Here is a 15691-nt window from a genome sequence, read left to right on the forward strand (position 1 = left end):
AGCCCTGTGCAGGTCACCGACCCGGATAGTCGCTCAGACGGCGGCGAGCTCCGACTGCCGGGCGCGGATCGAGCGGTTCACGCCCGAGACGATCGCCTTGAGCGACGCGGTCGAGATGTCGCCGTCGATACCGACGCCCCACAGACGCTGGTCACCGATCTGCAGCTCGACGTAGGCCGCGGCCTGCGCGTCGCCGCCGGCGCTGAGAGCGTGCTCGACGTAGTCGTAGAGCGTGATGTCGAAGCCCTGCGCGCGCAGCACCTCGATGAACGCGGCGATCGGCCCGTTGCCGTTCCCCGCGACGGCCACCTGCTGGTCGTCGTCACGGAGAGTGACATCGAGCACCACATCGCCCGACATGTCGCTCCTCGTCTGCGTCGAGAGCAGCTCGAAGCGACCCCACTTGTCGTCGCTCGATACCGCCGGCAGGTACTCGTCGGTGAAGATCGACCAGATCTGGTCGCTCGTGACCTCGCCGCCCTCGGCATCCGTCTTCGTCTGGACGACGCCCGAGAACTCGATCTGCAGCTTGCGCGGCAGGTCGATCGCGTGGTCGGCCTTCAGCAGGTAGGCGACACCGCCCTTGCCGGACTGCGAGTTGACGCGGATCACGGCCTCGTAGGAGCGACCGAGGTCCTTCGGGTCGACCGGCAGATACGGCACCGCCCATTCGATGTCGTCGACCGTGACGCCCTCCGCGTCGGCCCGCACGGACATCGCCTCGAAGCCCTTCTTGATCGCATCCTGGTGCGATCCGCTGAACGCGGTGAAGACCAGGTCTCCCGCCCAGGGGCTGCGCTCGGGCACCGGCAGCTGGTTGCAGTACTCGACCGTGCGCTTCACCTGATCGATGTCGCTGAAGTCGATCTGCGGATCGATGCCCTGCGTGAACAGGTTGATCCCCAGCGCGACGATGTCGACGTTGCCGGTGCGCTCCCCGTTGCCGAACAGGCATCCTTCGATGCGATCCGCGCCGGCCATGTAGCCGAGTTCGGCCGCGGCGATCGCGGTGCCGCGGTCGTTGTGCGGGTGCAGCGAGAGGATGACGTTCTCGCGGTGGTTGAGGTTGCGGCTCATCCATTCGATCGAGTCGGCATAGACGTTGGGCGACGCCATCTCGACCGTGGCCGGCAGGTTGATGATGACCTTGCGCTCGGGCGTCGGCTCGAAGACTTCGATCACCTGGTTGCAGATGTCGGCGGCGAACTCGAGCTCCGTGCCCGTGTAGCTCTCGGGCGAGTACTCGTAGTACACCTGCGTCTCGGGGATGCGCTTCTCGAACTCGCGGCACAGGCGCGCGCCCTCGAGCGCGATGTCGATGATGCCCTGCCTGTCGGTGCGGAAGACGACCTCTCGCTGCAGCACGCTCGTCGAGTTGTAGAGGTGCACGATGGCCTGCTTCGCGCCGGCGATCGACTCGTACGTGCGCTCGATCAGGTGCTCGCGCGCCTGGGTCAGCACCTGGATCGTGACGTCATCGGGGATCAGGTTCTCCTCGATCAGCTGACGCACGAAGTCGAAGTCCGTCTGGCTGGCGGACGGGAACCCGACCTCGATCTCCTTGTATCCCATGTTCACGAGGAGTTCGAACATCACCCGCTTGCGCTCGGGCGACATCGGGTCGATGAGGGCCTGGTTGCCGTCGCGCAGGTCGACGGCGCACCAGCGGGGCGCGGTCGTGATGCGGGCATCGGGCCAGGTGCGGTCCGGGAGGTCTACCGCGATCTGCTCGTGGAACGGCCGGTACTTGTGGATCGGCATCCCGGAGGGGCGCTGCGTGTTCTGCATGGTGGGCTTCTTCTCTTCGTCAGAAATGTACGGGCCAACACAAGCGCCGCGACGAGGAAGGCCCTAGCTCTCAGGACTCGTCGCGGCAGCTAAGAAGAAGCAGACCGCCGAAAGGCATGTGGTCATGCTAGCAGGATGCCTCGTCCGCCGCGCACGTGAGACGATCACGACCTCGGCGACACTGGTGGGTATGAGCACACCACTGCGCCGCCGTCTTCTCTGGTCCGCTGCCGCCGCGACGGCGCTCGCCACGACGCTGGCCGCCTGCGCCGCAGGCCCCGGTTCGGGCGGCGCGCCCACGAGTAGCGCGGGTTCTCACGCGCAGGACTTCTCGGACATCGTAGTCGATCCACCCGAGGGGCCCGTGCGCGGCACCGGCACGGTCCTCGACGTCGACGGCGACACTCAGTTCTGCCTCGGTGCGGTCGCCGAGTCGTATCCGCCGCAGTGCACAGGTGTGCCGCTGCTCGGGTGGAGCTGGGACCGCGTCGACGGGAGCGAGACGAGCGGAGGAACGACGTGGGGCGCGTACGCGGTGACCGGACAATACGACGGCGAGAGCATCACCGTCACCGATCCGCCGATTCTTCTGGCGTTGTACGACCCGATGCGTCCGGTCGACCCCACCGGCGGGGTCGACGGTGAGGCGACGACAACCGAGCTCACGGAGATCCAGGACGATCTGAGCTCGCGCCTGGGCACCGACGCTCTGGCCCTCTGGTCGGAGCGCAGCTACGTCTGGGTGCAGGTCGTCTGGGACGACGGACAGCTCCAGCAGGCACTCGATTCCGAATACGGCGAGGGCACCGTCATCGTCCTGCCCGCCCTGAGCGAGATCGACGCCCCCTAGGCCGAAGGACGGCCTCGGAGGACGAGGTCAGAGGACGCAGCGGACCGTCTTCGCCGTACCGCCGACGTTCGCCCATGCCCCGGCGTTCGCCGTGGCGAGCACTCCCCCCGCGCTGTTGCGGGCCTGCGCGTAGCCGGAGCTGCGGGCATTGGCGAGCGACCGCGGCACGAACCCGCTCGGCACGGTCAGGATCCCGCACGTGCCCCACGACACGCTCGTTCCCATCAGCGAGCCGCTGCTGTACGCGCAGATCCGCCCCGTCGCGCAGCTCCCGACCGCGGCGCGTGAGGCGAATCCCCCCACGGCGCCGGGCACCGTGACCTCCATGTCGAGCTCGGGCCACACGGCGCGGTGGGAATCGATGAGCACGCCGCCGGGGATCTCGTCGAGCATCTGCGCGATCTGCGGATCGACCTCGTCCGCGCCGGTCGCAGCAGATGCCGCGGCGGGGGCGGACGCCACGAGCAAGCCGGCGACGATCAGGGCGGAGAGCACGGCACGGGTAGACCTCATCACAGAATCCCTTCGATATCCCAGAGCTGGTAGGAAATGATGGCGCCGGCGGCGAACGCCTCGTTGTCGAGGAGGTTGGTGCGTTCGACACCGACGATGCGACCGGTGTCGGCGGAGAGCAGCACCACGTCGCTCGAGGTGCCGTCGGGCGACGGGACTCGCAGTGCCGTCACGGGGCGATCGAGCCTGTCGGTGGACGTGCCCAGCGCCTCGACGCCGGGCACCTGCTCCAGGATGCCGAGCATCTCGGACTCCTGAGCGTTCGTGAGCGTCCACTGCCCCTTCGCGGCACTGATCGCGGCGACGACGTCGAAGCCCGTCGGATCGCTCGGCAGCCAGTAGGCATCGAGGACCTCGCGCATGTTCTCCGGGGTCGCGGTGGGCATGTCGACGACGGGGACGGAGAACTCGCCCGGCGCCATGTCGAGCTCCCAGGCGACCTCGCCGCTGCTCGAGATCTCGGAGCCGACGTTCGCCGCGGCATCCGCGGGATCGTAGGGAACGCCCTCGATCGCGACCGTGCGGCCGGACAGATCGGCATTCCAGGTGGTCGTCACGAGCTGCGGCACGACCTCGGTCTCCCGAGTGCCCATGTCGACCGCGAACGACCAGGATGCGGATTGGGCGACACGCTCGGCCTCGGCCGGGCCCGGACCGGTCGCGAGCGCGGCCTGTGCGTCGTCGAGGATCTGAGTCGTCGTTCCCCCGGCGTCGAACTCGAGCGGGAGGGGCGTGCTGGCGACGGCCGCGTTCTGCGGAACCATGACGGCGACCGCGACGACGGCGGATGCTGCGGCGACCGTGAGCCCCGACGCCCACCCGGAGACGGCCACGCGGTGCTGCCGCGGGGCCCGCGTATCGCGCAGGATCCGTTCTCGCAGCGCGATCGCTCGCAGGTCGGGTGCGGATTCCCGCGGTGTGCGTGCCGGGTCGGCGTCGGTGAGCACGCGCTCGAGCAGAGCACTGTCAGTCATCGACGATCACCCCCTCCGATCTCAGCGCTTCGCGCACGTGAGCCTGTGCGCGGAGCAATGTCTTGCGCACCCGGGCCACGGAGCTCCGCGAGAGTTCGGCGATCTCCCCCACCGACAACCCATCCCAGTACGTGAGCACGATGATACGCCTCTCGCGGGCCGCGAGTACAGAGAGCGCACGCAGAACAGCGGCATGCTCGGCGGCATCCGTCTCGTCGCGCGGACCGCGCAACCCGTCGTGCACCGCTGCCGCCGCGCTCGAACGGGTGCGGGCACCGTGTGCGCGCCCCCGGAGCGCGCGGTCGGCCGCGCGAAGGAGCCAGATCCGCCCCATGGGCTTTCGCGGGTTCAGGCGCGCCCAGGCGGTGACGAACACCTCCGAGACGATCTGGGTCACCTCGCCGTCGTCGACGACCACGCCCTCGATGTGGTGGCGGATCGCCGCCCAATGAGCGTCGAAGACCGCGGAGAAGACCTCATCCCGCAGCGATCTCGGGTCGTCGCTGCGGGAGATCATGTGCTCGGAGGTGGCGGTCCCGCGTGCGCCGCCGGCATCCCTCGGGAAGTCATGTCAGAACCCGAGCCTGCCCAGTTGCTTCGGGTCGCGCTGCCATTCCTTCGCGACCTTCACGTGGAGCGAGAGGAACACGCGGGAGCCGAGGAGTTCCTCGATCTGCGTGCGCGCACGCGCACCGACGTCGCGCAGTCGCTTGCCCTTGTGACCGATGATGATCGCCTTCTGGCTGTCGCGCTCGACGATGATCTGCGCGTGCACGTCGGTGAGGTCGCTGCCCTCGCGCGGCGCCACCTCGTCGACGACCACGGCGATCGAGTGCGGCAGTTCGTCGCGCACGCCCTCGAGTGCGGCCTCGCGGATGTACTCGGCGATCCGGTCGTCCTGCGACTCATCGGTCGTGATGCCCTCGGGGTACAGGGCCGGACCCGTGGGCATCAGCGAGAGGATCTCGTCGGACAGGACGTCGAGCTGATCGCGCGTCAGCGCCGAGAGCGGGACGACCGCCGCCCAGTCCTCGCGCAGCGCATCGACCTCGAGAAGCCGCTCGGTGATCTCGTCGCGCCCCGCGGCATCCGTCTTCGTCACGATCGCGACCTTCTTCGCGCGCGGGTATCCGTCGAGCGACGCGGCGATCCGCCGATCCCCCGGGCCGATCTTCTCGGTGGCGGGCACGCAGAAGCCGATCACGTCGACGTCGCCGAGAATCTGCTCGACGAGATCGTTCAGACGCTCACCGAGGAGGGTCCGGGGCTTGTGGATGCCGGGGGTGTCGACGATGACGAGCTGGCCGTCCGGCCGGTTGACGATGCCGCGGATCGCCCGCCGGGTGGTCTGCGGCTTCTCACTCGTGATCGCGATCTTCTCGCCGACCAGGGCGTTCGTGAGAGTGGACTTCCCGACGTTCGGTCGGCCGACGAAGGTCACGAACCCGCTTCGGTTCTGCTCAGTCATCGTGTTCTCCTTCGTCGTCCGCGGCATCCTCGCCGCGCGCTGCTCTCTCCACGAACACCGTGGCGATCCCTCTGCCTCGTCCTCGCGAAGCCCCGCCCGTCAGGACCAGTCCGTCGACGACGGCCGTCGCGCCGGGCTGAGGAACCTGCCCGAGAGACTTCCCGAGGAGACCGCCGATCGAGTCGACGTCCTCGTCCTCCAGTTCGACCCCGAACAGGTCGCCCACGTCTTCGAGCGAGAGGCGGGAGCTCACGCGGTAACGCCCGTCACCGAGATCGAAGAAGTCCGCGGACACCCGATCGTACTCGTCCGAGATCTCGCCGACGAGTTCCTCGATGAGGTCCTCGAGCGTCACGAGTCCCGAGATCCCCCCGTGCTCGTCGATCACCAGGCACACGTGCACCGCGTCGCGCTTCATCTGCTGCAGGAGCGTCTCCGCACGCATCGACTCGGGGACGAACGTCGCGGGGCGCGAGATGGGACGGATGGATGCTCCGCGCCACGCTCCCTCGTCGCGGTACGCGAACTGCACGAGGTCCTTGAGGTAGAGCACCCCCACGACGTCGTCGGCCTCGTCGTCGACGACGGGCATGCGCGACACGCCTCGGTTCAGGAAGAGTTCCATCGCCTCGCTCGTCGACGCGGTGGCGTCTACCGTGACCATCTCGGTGCGCGGCACCATGACGGCGCGCACGAACTGGTCGGTGAAATCGAAGACGGAGTGGATGAGGTCGCGATCGTCGGCCTCGATGAGGTCGTTCGACGCCGCCTCGTCGACCATGCTGAGCAGCTGCTCCTCGGACGAGAAGGAGCTGCGTCCGGCACCCGGGGTCACCCGGTTGCCGAGAAGTACGAGACCCTGCGCGATCGGCCCCAGGATGATGCGCAGTCCGCGCACGATCGGGGCGTTCGCCCGCAGCAGACCGTCGGCGCGGTGGCGTCCGACCGACCGCGGGCTGGCACCGACCAGCACGAACGTGATCCCGGTCATGAGCACGGCGGCGGCGAGCATCGCCCACCAGATGTTGTCGAACAGCGTCGTGAACGCGACGGTGACGAGCACGGCCGCCGTCACCTCGGCGAGCACACGGATGAAGGCGACGGAGTTGACGTGCGCGTCGGGATCCGCCGCGATCCGTGCGAGCTGCGCGGCGTTGCGACCTTCCGTGCCCATCTCCTCGAGATCGGCGCGCGATCGCACGCTGAACGCCGCGTCGATCGCCGACATCAGGCCGCCGAAGGCGACGAGGAGGACGGCAGCGGCGAGGAGGACGGCGGCGACGGCCGTCATCGCCGGCGCTCGGCCGCCGCGAAGCTCTGGATGAGCTCCTTCTGCAGGCCGAACATCTCACGCTCCTCGTCGGGCTCGGCGTGGTCGAATCCGAGCAGGTGCAGCAGACCGTGCGTGGTGAGCAGGATGAGCTCGTCCATCAGCGTGTGGCCGGCGGCCTGCGCCTGGGTCTCGGCGACCTGCGGGCAGAGCACGATGTCTCCGAGCAGACCGGGCGCGGTCGGACGGTCCTCGGTGCCGGGGCGCAGTTCGTCCATCGGGAAGCTGAGCACGTCGGTCGGGCCGGGCTCGTCCATCCACTGCACGTGCAGGGCTTCCATGGCGCCCTCGTCGACGAGGACGATGGCGACCTCGGCATCCGGACTCACGTGCAGCTCGGCGAGATTGTGGTCGGTCAATCGCTGCAGCACGGTCTCGTCGACGTCGATCGCCGATTCGTTGTTGATCTCGATCATGAGAGTCCTCGTTTCGGCATGCGGTCACGGGGACCGGGTCGTTGCGCTCCGCGACGATCGGCGCGATTCGCGAATTCGGCGGCCTGTTCGCGCTCGAATCGCTGCGCCGTGCGCTTCTCGTCGTACTCGCTGTAGGCGTCGACGATGCGGCCGACGAGCGAGTGCCGCACCACGTCGTCGCTGGTCAGTCGGGAGAAATGGATGTCGTCGATGTCGCCCAGCACCCGGGTCACCATGCGCAGGCCGGACGACCCCTGCGGCAGGTCGACCTGCGTGATGTCACCGGTGACGACCATCTTCGTGCCGAAGCCGAGACGCGTGAGGAACATCTTCATCTGCTCGGGCGTGGTGTTCTGCGCCTCATCGAGCACGACGAAGGAGTCGTTCAGTGTGCGCCCGCGCATATAGGCGAGCGGGGCGACCTCGATGGTTCCGGTGGCCATGAGGCGCGGCACGATCTCGGGGTCCATCATCTCGTTGAGCGCGTCGTACAGCGGTCGCAGGTACGGGTCGATCTTGTCGGTCAGGGTGCCGGGCAGGAATCCGAGACGCTCACCGGCCTCGACCGCGGGACGGGTCAGGATGATCCGCGTGACCTCCTTGCGCTGCAGCGCCTGCACCGCCTTGGCCATCGCCAGGTAGGTCTTGCCCGTTCCGGCGGGACCGATGCCGAAGACGATCGCGTTCTCCTCGATCGCGTCGACGTACTCCTTCTGTCCGACGGTCTTCGGGCGGATCACCTTGCCGCGGGTCGACAGGATCGCCTCGCCGAGCACCTCGCTCGGGCGCGGGCCCCCGTCGCGCAGCATCCGTGCAGAGCTGCTGACGTCGCTGGGAGCGAGATCGGCCCCGCCGCGGGTCATCTGCAGCAGTTCCTCGACGAGGGTCTTCGCCGCCGCGACCGCGGATGCCGAACCGCTCAGCGTGATCTCGTTGCCGCGTACGAGCACCTGCACGTCGCGGTGCTCCTTCTCGAGCATGCGCAGGAGCCGGTCCTGCGGACCGAGCAGCTGCACCATCGCGACGCCGTCGGCGTAGATCTTCTCGACGGACTCTGGAGCGGATGCTCCGCTGCGCCGCTCCGGGATCTCCGGGCTCTGATCGTGGTTGTCAGGCACCGACACTCTTCTCGGTCAGTCCCCCGCCCAGGACGTGGGCGTGGACGTGGAAAACGGTCTGTCCGGCGTTCGCGCCGGAGTTGAAGACGAGGCGGTAATCGCCGTCTTCGGTGTGCTGCGCGGCCAGCTCCTTCGCGAAGGAGACCATCTCGGCGAGCAGCGTCGGGTCATTCGCCGCGACCTCGGCGACGTCGCGGTACTCCGCGGTCTTCGGGATCACCAGGAGGTGGACCGGCGCCTGGGGTGCGATGTCGCGGATGGCGAAGACGCGCTCGGTCTCACCCAGGATCTCTGCGGGGATCTCACCGTTCAGGATGCGCGTGAAGATCGAGGGTTCGCTCATGTTCCCAGTCTAGCGGCGGGGTCGGACGGCGCGGCGGTGCGCTCACCAGCGCCGGAGCGCGACCGAGAGCACCGCGATCGCCGCGGGACCCGCCGTGGAGGTGCGCAGCACGGTGTCTCCGAGGAGCACCCGCTCGGCACCCGCCGCCGTGAGCCGCGCGAGCTCGTCGTCCGACACGCCGCCCTCCGGCCCGACGACCAGCACGATGTCGCGGTCGTCCGCGACGATCTCCGACAGACGGGTCGTCGCCGACGGGTCGAGGATCAGCACGCGCTCGCTGCCGGCCCGGGTCGCCAGGTCACCCGTGCTCGCGGGGACCGACACCTCAGGGACCCACGGCCGGTGGGCCTGCTTGGCGGCCTCGCGCACGATGGTCGCCCAGCGTTCCCGCCCCTTCACGGCCTTGGGGCCCTCCCACCGGGAGACGCTCCGGCCGGCCTGCCAGGGCACGATCTCATCGACACCCAGCTCGCAGGCCGCCTGCACGGCGAGCTCGTCGCGGTCGCCCTTCGCCAGCGCCTGCGCGAGCGCGATGCGCGGGGTCGGCGACGGATGCACCGACCGCTCGGAGACCCGCACGTCCACGCGCGCCGGGGCGACCTCCTCCGCGACGCCCTGGAGCCACACGCCCCGGCCGTCGCCGATCGTCACCTGCTCCCCCACGCGCAGCCGCCGGACGACCGCCGCGTGCTTCGCCTCGGCTCCGGTCAGCGACACGAGGTCGCCGGGCCCGGCATCCGACGACGTCTCGACGAGGAAGTGCAGTGCCATGGCTCAGTGCGTGCGGAAGCGGTCGCGAAGCTTGGAGAAGAGCCCCTGCTGGAACTGCGCGAGCTGCGGGCCCGGAGCCTTGGCCTTCTTCGCGAAGTCCTCGATGAGCGCCCGCTGCGCGGAGTCGAGCTTCGTCGGGGTCACCACCTGCACGCCGACCCGCAGGTCGCCCCGCTGCGATCCGCGCAGCGGAGTGATGCCGCGTCCCTTGATCGTCAGCACATCGCCGGACTGCACGCCGGCGCGCACCTCGAGATCCACCGCACCGTCGAGACCCTGGATCGAGGTCTCCGTGCCGAGGATCGCATCGGTCATCGACACCTCGAGAGTCGCGAGCAGATCGTCGCCGTCACGGCTGAACGCCGCGTGCGGGTTGACCGTGACCTCGACGTAGAGGTCGCCGTTCGGGCCGCCGGCTTTGCCGACCTCGCCCGAACCGGGAAGCTGCAGGCGCAGCCCGGTCTCGACGCCCGCGGGAATGTCGAGCGACACGGTGCGGCGCGAGCGCACGCGCCCCTGGCCGCCGCACGTTCCGCACGGGTACGGGATGGTCGTGCCGTAGCCCTCGCACGTGCCGCAGGGCTGCGAGGTCACGACGTTGCCGAGCAGGCTGCGCACCGTGCGCTGAACGTGACCGGAACCGCCGCAGATGTCGCAGGTGACCGGTGAGGTCCCCTCCTGGCAGCAGGATCCCTGGCACGTCTCGCAGAGCACCGCGGTGTCGACCTCGATGTCGCGGTGGGCGCCGAAGACGACGTCGCCCAGATCGAGGTTCACCCGGACCAGTGCGTCCTGACCGCGCTCGCGACGGGACCGGGGGCGCGCACGCCCACCGCCCTGACCGGCGCCGAAGAACGTCTCGAAGATGTCGCCGAACCCGCCGAAGCCTCCACCGAAGTTCCCGGAGGCGCCGTCTCCCCCGCCCATGTCGTATCGGCGACGGGAATCGTCGTCGCTGAGCACGTCGTACGCGTGCGTGACGAGCTTGAACTTCTCGGCGGCCTCCTCGCCCGGGTTCACGTCCGGGTGCAGCTGGCGCGCCAGGCGCCGATACGCCTTCTTGATCTCGTCGGTGGAAGCGTCCCGGGACACCCCGAGAACCTCATAGTGGTCGGCCACGTTCGCCTTTCTGCGTCGTTCTTCGTCGACGGCCGCTCAGCGGCTCGTCTCGTCTTCGTCGAGCATCCGCGTCAGGTAGCGGGCCACGGCCCGCGCCGCCGCGAGATTGCTCGGATAGTCCATGCGCGTCGGTCCCATCACACCGACTCGAGCCGTGCCGCTGGGGGCGGCGTAGTTGCTCGCCACGATCGAGGCCTCGCCGAGGCCGAACGAGGCGTTCTCGGTTCCGATGCTCGCGGCGAGACCGTGCTCGTCGGTGACCATCTCGCTCATCAGACGCAGGAGCGTCACCTGCTCCTCGATCGCCTCGAGCAGCGGATGGATGCTCCCGCGGAAGTCCTGCTCGCGACGGGCGAGCGTCGCGGCGCCCGCCATCACCAGGCGCTCCTGACGGAACGTGCCCAGCTCATCGACGATCACGGCCGCGAGTGCCCGCAACGCCGCCTCTCCCGGTGCGGCTTCGGGCGACGCGAGAAGCGTCTGCAGGCGCTCGGCCGCGTCGCTGACCGCCTGCCCGGTGAGCAGGGCGGAGAGTCGTGCGCGGAGCATGATCGTGTCGCTCTGGTCGATCTCGATCGGCAGCGGCGTCATCCGCTGCGAGACGCCACCGGCGTCGGTGACGAGCACGACGAGCATGCGGGTCGGGGCGAGCGGCACGAGTTCGATGTGCGTGAGGTGCGCGCGGGCGAACGACGGGTACTGCGCGAGCGCGACCTGACCGGTCAGCTGCGTCAGCACTCGCACGGTGCGCACCATCAGGTCGTCCAGATCGCTCGGCGCCGCCAGGAACGACTCGATCGCGGTGCGCTGCGCGGACGAGAGCGGGCGCAATTGGGCGAGATGGTTGACGAAGACGCGGTACCCCTTGTCGGTGGGCACCCGGCCCGATGACGTGTGCGGCGCGGTGATGAGCTCCTCGTCCTCGAGAAGCGCCATGTCGTTGCGGATCGTGGCCGCGGAGACCCCGAAGGAGTGACGGTCGACGATGGAACGGCTGCCGACGGGTTCGTGGGTCTCGACGTAGTCCTGCACGATCGCGCGGAGAACCTGGAGTCCTCGCTCTGTGACCATCGCCCTTCCCTTCCGTTGGCACTCGGACGTTCAGAGTGCCAATCCTACCCCGCCCGCGGCGTCTCTCGTCGGAGGTCGGGCCGCCGGCCTAGGATGACGACCATGACCGCCCCCACCGTCGAGCTGTCCACCGGAGTCGTCGAGGGATCGAGCGAGGGCGGGATCTCCCGGTTCCTCGGCATCCCCTACGCCGCGCCACCCTTCGGCGAGAACCGGTTCCGGGAACCGCAACCGGTGACGCCGTGGACCGGCGTGCGATCCGCCACGGCCTTCGGACCCACGGCACCGCAGCTGCCCTATCCCGGTGCGATCGGCGAGTTGCTCGGATCGGTGCGCATCGCCGGCGACGACATCCTCACCGCCAACGTCTGGGCCCCGACGGATGCCGACGACGCACCCGTGCTGGTGTGGGTCCACGGCGGCGCGCTGGAGCGCGGCACCGCGGCCCTTCCGCTCTACGACGGCGCGGGGTTCGCGGCCGCGGGGATCGTGTTCGTGTCGATCAACTACCGTCTCGGGTCGGAGGGCTTCTCGGTGCTCGACGACGCCCCGCGCAACCTCGGTCTGCGCGACGCGGCGGCGGCTCTCGAGTGGGTGCACCGCGAGATCGGCGCATTCGGAGGCGGCCCCGCGCGGATCACTCTGATGGGCGAGTCCGCCGGCGGCGCGATCGTCGCGGGCCTCCTCGCCCGCGACGAGTCGCGCGCCCTCGTCGCGCGTGCGATCATCGAGTCCGGCCCGCTCGAGGCCCAACCGCCGCAGAAGGCGGGGCGGGCCACCGCAGCCCTCGCCAAGAGGCTCGGCATCCGCACCGATCGTGCGTCGTTCGCCGCGGTGCCTCCCGAGGAACTTCTCGAGGCGCGTCGAGCGCAGTCCGCGGGCTCATCGCCGCTGGGTGGAGCGCCGGGATTCCAGTTCGCGATCGATCCCGAGAGCCTTCCGCACTCGCCTCACGAGGTGCTGCCGACGATCGACACGCCTCTGCTGATCGGCAGCAACACGGATGAGTACCGCCTCTGGTTCACTCCCGAGACCCTCGCCGAGATCCGTCCCCTCAAGCTCCTCATCGCGCGGCTGGCCCTCGGCATCCCGCGCCGCGCCGTGTCGGAGTACCGGAAGGCTTTCCCCGACGCGTCCACCGGCGAGATCTTCGGACAGCTCGCGACCGACATCATGCTGCGTGCGCCGCTGTCCCGCGCGGCACGTGCGCGCCCCGCCCTCACGTTCGTCTACGAATTCGCCTGGCCGAGCCCCGTGCGCGATCTGCGCGCCGCGCACGCCCTCGAGCTCGGATTCGTCTTCGACCGCCTGTCGGCCCCCGAGGCGCAGCGACTCGCGGGCGCCGATGCCCCTCAGGCTCTCGCCGATGAGATGCACGCCGCCTGGATCTCGTTCGTCACGACCGGTTCACCCGGCTGGTCGGCGTACGGCGTGGATCGCACGACACGGGTGTTCGATACGACGAGCGGCACGCTCCCCCAGCGACGCACCGCCGGGTTGGATCTGCTCCCGATCCGAACCTGAACGGCCTCTCGCCGTCAGTCGGTGAGCTCGCGCACCACGGCGTCGGCCAGAAGGCGCCCGCGCAACGTCAACCGCACCCGCCCCTGGACGGCGGCTCGAGCGTCGACGAGACCGTCGGCGATGAGTCCCGCGACGTTCGGACGATTGCCCGCAGGCAGGTCGGCGACGGCGATGCCCTCGGCCAGGCGGCTCTGCAGCAGCACCCGTTCGAGCATCCGCGCATCCTCGTCGGGACGCTCGGTTCCCGCGGCTGGTGAATCGGATGCCGACAACCGCTGCGCGTACGCCGCCGGATGCTTGACGTTCCACCAGCGGAGTCCGGCGACGTGGCTGTGCGCGCCGGGGCCGAAGCCCCACCAGTCACTCCCCCGCCAGTACGCGAGGTTGTGGCGCGATCGCTGCGATTCACTGCGGGCCCAGTTGCTCACCTCGTACCACTCGAAGCCGGCCGCGTCGAGACGGCGATCGGCGAGCTCGTACATGTCGGCCTGCAGGTCGTCGTCGGGAGTCGGCACCTCGCCGCGACGGATCTGCCGGGCGAGTTTCGTGCCGTCCTCGATGATGAGCGCGTAGGCGGAGATGTGGTCGGACTCGAGCTCGAGGGCGGCATCCAGCGACGCCTCCCAGTTGGCGAGCGACTCACCCGGTGCGCCGTAGATCAGGTCGACGCTCACGGCGAGACCCGCATCCTTCGCTGCGGCGACGGCCGTGCGCACGTTGTCGGGGTCGTGCGTGCGATCGAGCGCGGCGAGCACGTGCGGCACCGCCGACTGCATGCCGATCGACAGACGTGTGACACCGGCATCCGCGAGAGTCCGGGCGACCTCCGGGGTCACCGTGTCGGGGTTCGCCTCGACCGTGACCTCGGCGCCCTCGGCCAGGCCGAAGGCAGAGACCGCGGCGCCGAGCATCCGCGCGAGGTCGCCGGCCGGGAGCAGTGTGGGCGTTCCGCCGCCGAAGAAGACCGTGTCCATCGGGCGCAACGCGCCGGCCTCGCCGAGCACCCGCCGCGCGAGGTCGATCTCGGCGAGGAGGGTCGAGGCGTAGTCCTCCTGGCGGGCGCCGCGCAGCTCACTCGAGGTGTAGGTGTTGAAGTCGCAGTATCCGCACCGCACCCGACAGAACGGGATGTGGAGGTACGCGGAGAACGGGACGGAGGGATCGATCGGCAGATCGGCCGGCAGACGGCCGTCGGAGGGAGCGGGATCGCCGAGAGGAAGGGGCCCCGCCATCAGAGGGGGGTCGCGTAGAGCGGAGAGATCGCCCGGAGATAGCGGGCGAAGAGCTCGCGACGGCGACGCTTCACGAGCGGCGGCACCGTGCGGTACAGCAGGGAGTTGGGAGCGTCGAACGCGCGCACTGTGAACCAGACCTCGTCGTTGTCCTCGCGCCAGTCGACGTCGAACGACTCCTCACCGCTGACGACGGACCCGCCGACCGTGCCGAGCACGAACCCGATGCGCCGGGCCTCCTCGGTGACCGAGATCACGCGCAGCTCGGCATCCGCCCGCATGCCCGACAGACGACCGCGCACGCGCAACGTCATCCCCGGGCCGACGAGCGGCGTTCCCTCGGCGTCGTAACGGGGCTCGACATCGCGCTTGCTGGGGGCGATCGGGTTGCCTTCGGCATCGAAGCTCACCCCGGCGTAGGCCGGACCGGAAGCGGGACGCACGTCTTCGATCGCGAGTCCGGCCGCGCGCTGCGCCGTCCACGACAGCAGCGCCTCACCGGCGGTCTGGAACCGCTCCGCACCGGAGCCGATGCGCCAGGACTCCTCCGCCGGGAAGCTGCGCTCCGGCGGGTACTGCATCAGATCGGGCGCGTGGGTGGCACCCACGGCCGCATAGTCCACCGTGTCGTCTCGGAAGTTCCCGCGCCGCATGACATCCAGCCTACTGTCGGTTGCCTGGACGAACACCCCGTGATCAGTGCGCGGCGTCCGCCTCGGCCGCGACGATACGCGTGTAGCGGGCGTGGGTGCGGCGCTGCATCAGGCGCAGAGCGGGCGACAGCAGCCACCACACGACGGTCGAGGGTCGCGAGATCGACCGCGCGGTGAAGACGCCGTCGTCGAGCACGAACGACTCCTCGCCGTAGATCGGATGCCCGGGGCGCGTCTCGTACCCGAAGCCCCGCTCATCGGCCCAGACGACCCGGATCGGCTCGGTGAAGCGGATGCCGAGAACGCGCTTCGCCAGCGTGCCTTCGTTGCCTGCGACCGGCGCGGCGGTCGGTCCGTCGAAGCCCGCCCGCCGCTTGAACTCCCAGGAGCCGATCAACGCACGCACGGCACCCTGCGCCTCCGGCGCGACCGCGATGCTGCGCTCGGACAGTCGCATCCCGGCCGGGACGTCGACGATCGGATGCCGCGTCATCCCGCGCGCGTACCGCGGGAGCGTCATC

The 15691-nt window shown here is 69.6% G+C and carries 17 protein-coding genes; 2 read left to right on the plus strand and 15 right to left on the minus strand.

What is annotated here, in order from left to right:
- Nucleotides 1-33 precede the first annotated feature (33 nt).
- The gene (gene leuA, locus ACFY9N_RS09515) at nt 34-1788 is read right to left on the minus strand and encodes a 2-isopropylmalate synthase (RefSeq protein WP_391478259.1); all 1755 of its coding nucleotides are present in this window, start codon (nt 1786-1788) and stop codon (nt 34-36) included.
- A gap of 190 nt (nt 1789-1978) precedes the next feature.
- Here leuA and ACFY9N_RS09520 point away from each other — a divergent pair, with 190 nt between their 5' ends.
- A complete protein-coding gene (locus tag ACFY9N_RS09520) occupies nt 1979-2638 on the plus strand; it encodes a hypothetical protein (protein WP_391478260.1) in 660 nt (219 codons plus the stop codon).
- 27 nt (nt 2639-2665) lie between these two features.
- On the opposite strand, the gene ACFY9N_RS09525 is transcribed toward ACFY9N_RS09520, so the two are convergent.
- The 11 genes from ACFY9N_RS09525 to hrcA form a co-directional block, all read right to left on the minus strand.
- Complete coding sequence (locus ACFY9N_RS09525; RefSeq protein ID WP_391478261.1) at nt 2666-3151, minus strand: hypothetical protein; 486 nt, start codon at nt 3149-3151, stop codon at nt 2666-2668.
- Nucleotides 3151-4125, minus strand: coding sequence for a hypothetical protein (locus ACFY9N_RS09530; protein WP_391478262.1), 975 nt, complete (start codon nt 4123-4125; stop codon nt 3151-3153). The genes ACFY9N_RS09525 and ACFY9N_RS09530 overlap by 1 nt, the downstream gene beginning before the upstream one ends.
- Nucleotides 4118-4642, minus strand: coding sequence for an RNA polymerase sigma factor (locus tag ACFY9N_RS09535; RefSeq protein WP_391478263.1), 525 nt, complete (start codon nt 4640-4642; stop codon nt 4118-4120). Before ACFY9N_RS09535 ends, ACFY9N_RS09530 begins: the two co-directional genes overlap by 8 nt.
- A gap of 54 nt (nt 4643-4696) precedes the next feature.
- Complete coding sequence (gene era / locus ACFY9N_RS09540; protein WP_391478264.1) at nt 4697-5593, minus strand: GTPase Era; 897 nt, start codon at nt 5591-5593, stop codon at nt 4697-4699.
- On the minus strand, nt 5586-6884 hold the full coding sequence (locus ACFY9N_RS09545; protein ID WP_391478265.1) for a hemolysin family protein: 1299 nt from the start codon (nt 6882-6884) through the stop codon (nt 5586-5588). Before ACFY9N_RS09545 ends, era begins: the two co-directional genes overlap by 8 nt.
- Nucleotides 6881-7339: an rRNA maturation RNase YbeY gene (ybeY, locus tag ACFY9N_RS09550; protein ID WP_391478266.1), complete on the minus strand. Its 459-nt coding sequence runs from the start codon at nt 7337-7339 to the stop codon at nt 6881-6883. The genes ACFY9N_RS09545 and ybeY overlap by 4 nt, the downstream gene beginning before the upstream one ends.
- Nucleotides 7336-8358, minus strand: a complete 1023-nt coding sequence (locus ACFY9N_RS09555; RefSeq protein WP_391478479.1) for a PhoH family protein — start codon at nt 8356-8358, stop codon at nt 7336-7338. The genes ybeY and ACFY9N_RS09555 overlap by 4 nt, the downstream gene beginning before the upstream one ends.
- 91 nt (nt 8359-8449) lie before the next feature.
- A complete protein-coding gene (locus ACFY9N_RS09560) occupies nt 8450-8800 on the minus strand; it encodes a histidine triad nucleotide-binding protein (RefSeq protein ID WP_391478267.1) in 351 nt (116 codons plus the stop codon).
- Between the two features lie 42 nt (nt 8801-8842).
- Nucleotides 8843-9571, minus strand: coding sequence for a 16S rRNA (uracil(1498)-N(3))-methyltransferase (locus ACFY9N_RS09565; protein WP_391478268.1), 729 nt, complete (start codon nt 9569-9571; stop codon nt 8843-8845).
- Nucleotides 9572-9574: 3 nt separating this feature from the next.
- Complete coding sequence (gene dnaJ / locus ACFY9N_RS09570; protein WP_391478269.1) at nt 9575-10690, minus strand: molecular chaperone DnaJ; 1116 nt, start codon at nt 10688-10690, stop codon at nt 9575-9577.
- A 36-nt stretch (nt 10691-10726) separates the two neighbouring features.
- Nucleotides 10727-11761, minus strand: a complete 1035-nt coding sequence (gene hrcA / locus ACFY9N_RS09575; protein WP_391478270.1) for a heat-inducible transcriptional repressor HrcA — start codon at nt 11759-11761, stop codon at nt 10727-10729.
- Nucleotides 11762-11863: 102 nt separating this feature from the next.
- Here hrcA and ACFY9N_RS09580 point away from each other — a divergent pair, with 102 nt between their 5' ends.
- Nucleotides 11864-13285, plus strand: coding sequence for a carboxylesterase/lipase family protein (locus ACFY9N_RS09580; protein WP_391478271.1), 1422 nt, complete (start codon nt 11864-11866; stop codon nt 13283-13285).
- 14 nt (nt 13286-13299) lie between these two features.
- On the opposite strand, the gene hemW is transcribed toward ACFY9N_RS09580, so the two are convergent.
- From hemW to ACFY9N_RS09595, 3 genes are read right to left on the minus strand one after another with little or no spacing between them, the layout of a single operon-like run.
- The gene (gene hemW, locus ACFY9N_RS09585; protein WP_391478272.1) at nt 13300-14517 is read right to left on the minus strand and encodes a radical SAM family heme chaperone HemW; all 1218 of its coding nucleotides are present in this window, start codon (nt 14515-14517) and stop codon (nt 13300-13302) included.
- Entirely contained in the window at nt 14517-15170 is a 654-nt protein-coding gene (locus ACFY9N_RS09590) for a DUF1990 family protein (protein ID WP_391478273.1), read from the minus strand. The genes hemW and ACFY9N_RS09590 overlap by 1 nt, the downstream gene beginning before the upstream one ends.
- Before the next feature lie 43 nt (nt 15171-15213).
- Complete coding sequence (locus tag ACFY9N_RS09595) at nt 15214-15690, minus strand: DUF1990 family protein (protein WP_391478274.1); 477 nt, start codon at nt 15688-15690, stop codon at nt 15214-15216.
- Nucleotide 15691: the final 1 nt, after the last annotated feature.

The organism is Microbacterium sp. NPDC008134, from assembly GCF_042957055.1.
Classification (GTDB): domain Bacteria; phylum Actinomycetota; class Actinomycetes; order Actinomycetales; family Microbacteriaceae; genus Microbacterium.

Excerpts from the sequence above, each read along its gene's own strand:
- ACFY9N_RS09530 (WP_391478262.1), bottom strand. The coding sequence starts at position 4,125 with ATGACTGACAGTGCTCTGCTCGAGCGCGTGCTCACCGACGCCGACCCG.
- era (WP_391478264.1), bottom strand. The coding sequence starts at position 5,593 with ATGACTGAGCAGAACCGAAGCGGGTTCGTGACCTTCGTCGGCCGACCG.
- ACFY9N_RS09565 (WP_391478268.1), bottom strand. The coding sequence starts at position 9,571 with ATGGCACTGCACTTCCTCGTCGAGACGTCGTCGGATGCCGGGCCCGGC.
- ACFY9N_RS09555 (WP_391478479.1), bottom strand. The coding sequence starts at position 8,358 with ATGGTGCAGCTGCTCGGTCCGCAGGACCGGCTCCTGCGCATGCTCGAG.
- hemW (WP_391478272.1), bottom strand. The coding sequence starts at position 14,517 with ATGGCGGGGCCCCTTCCTCTCGGCGATCCCGCTCCCTCCGACGGCCGT.
- leuA (WP_391478259.1), bottom strand. The coding sequence starts at position 1,788 with ATGCAGAACACGCAGCGCCCCTCCGGGATGCCGATCCACAAGTACCGG.
- ACFY9N_RS09580 (WP_391478271.1), top strand. The coding sequence starts at position 11,864 with ATGACCGCCCCCACCGTCGAGCTGTCCACCGGAGTCGTCGAGGGATCG.
- hrcA (WP_391478270.1), bottom strand. The coding sequence starts at position 11,761 with ATGGTCACAGAGCGAGGACTCCAGGTTCTCCGCGCGATCGTGCAGGAC.
- ACFY9N_RS09520 (WP_391478260.1), top strand. The coding sequence starts at position 1,979 with ATGAGCACACCACTGCGCCGCCGTCTTCTCTGGTCCGCTGCCGCCGCG.
- ACFY9N_RS09595 (WP_391478274.1), bottom strand. The coding sequence starts at position 15,690 with ATGACGCTCCCGCGGTACGCGCGCGGGATGACGCGGCATCCGATCGTC.
- ACFY9N_RS09545 (WP_391478265.1), bottom strand. The coding sequence starts at position 6,884 with ATGACGGCCGTCGCCGCCGTCCTCCTCGCCGCTGCCGTCCTCCTCGTC.
- ybeY (WP_391478266.1), bottom strand. The coding sequence starts at position 7,339 with ATGATCGAGATCAACAACGAATCGGCGATCGACGTCGACGAGACCGTG.
- ACFY9N_RS09525 (WP_391478261.1), bottom strand. The coding sequence starts at position 3,151 with ATGAGGTCTACCCGTGCCGTGCTCTCCGCCCTGATCGTCGCCGGCTTG.
- ACFY9N_RS09535 (WP_391478263.1), bottom strand. The coding sequence starts at position 4,642 with ATGATCTCCCGCAGCGACGACCCGAGATCGCTGCGGGATGAGGTCTTC.
- ACFY9N_RS09590 (WP_391478273.1), bottom strand. The coding sequence starts at position 15,170 with ATGCGGCGCGGGAACTTCCGAGACGACACGGTGGACTATGCGGCCGTG.
- ACFY9N_RS09560 (WP_391478267.1), bottom strand. The coding sequence starts at position 8,800 with ATGAGCGAACCCTCGATCTTCACGCGCATCCTGAACGGTGAGATCCCC.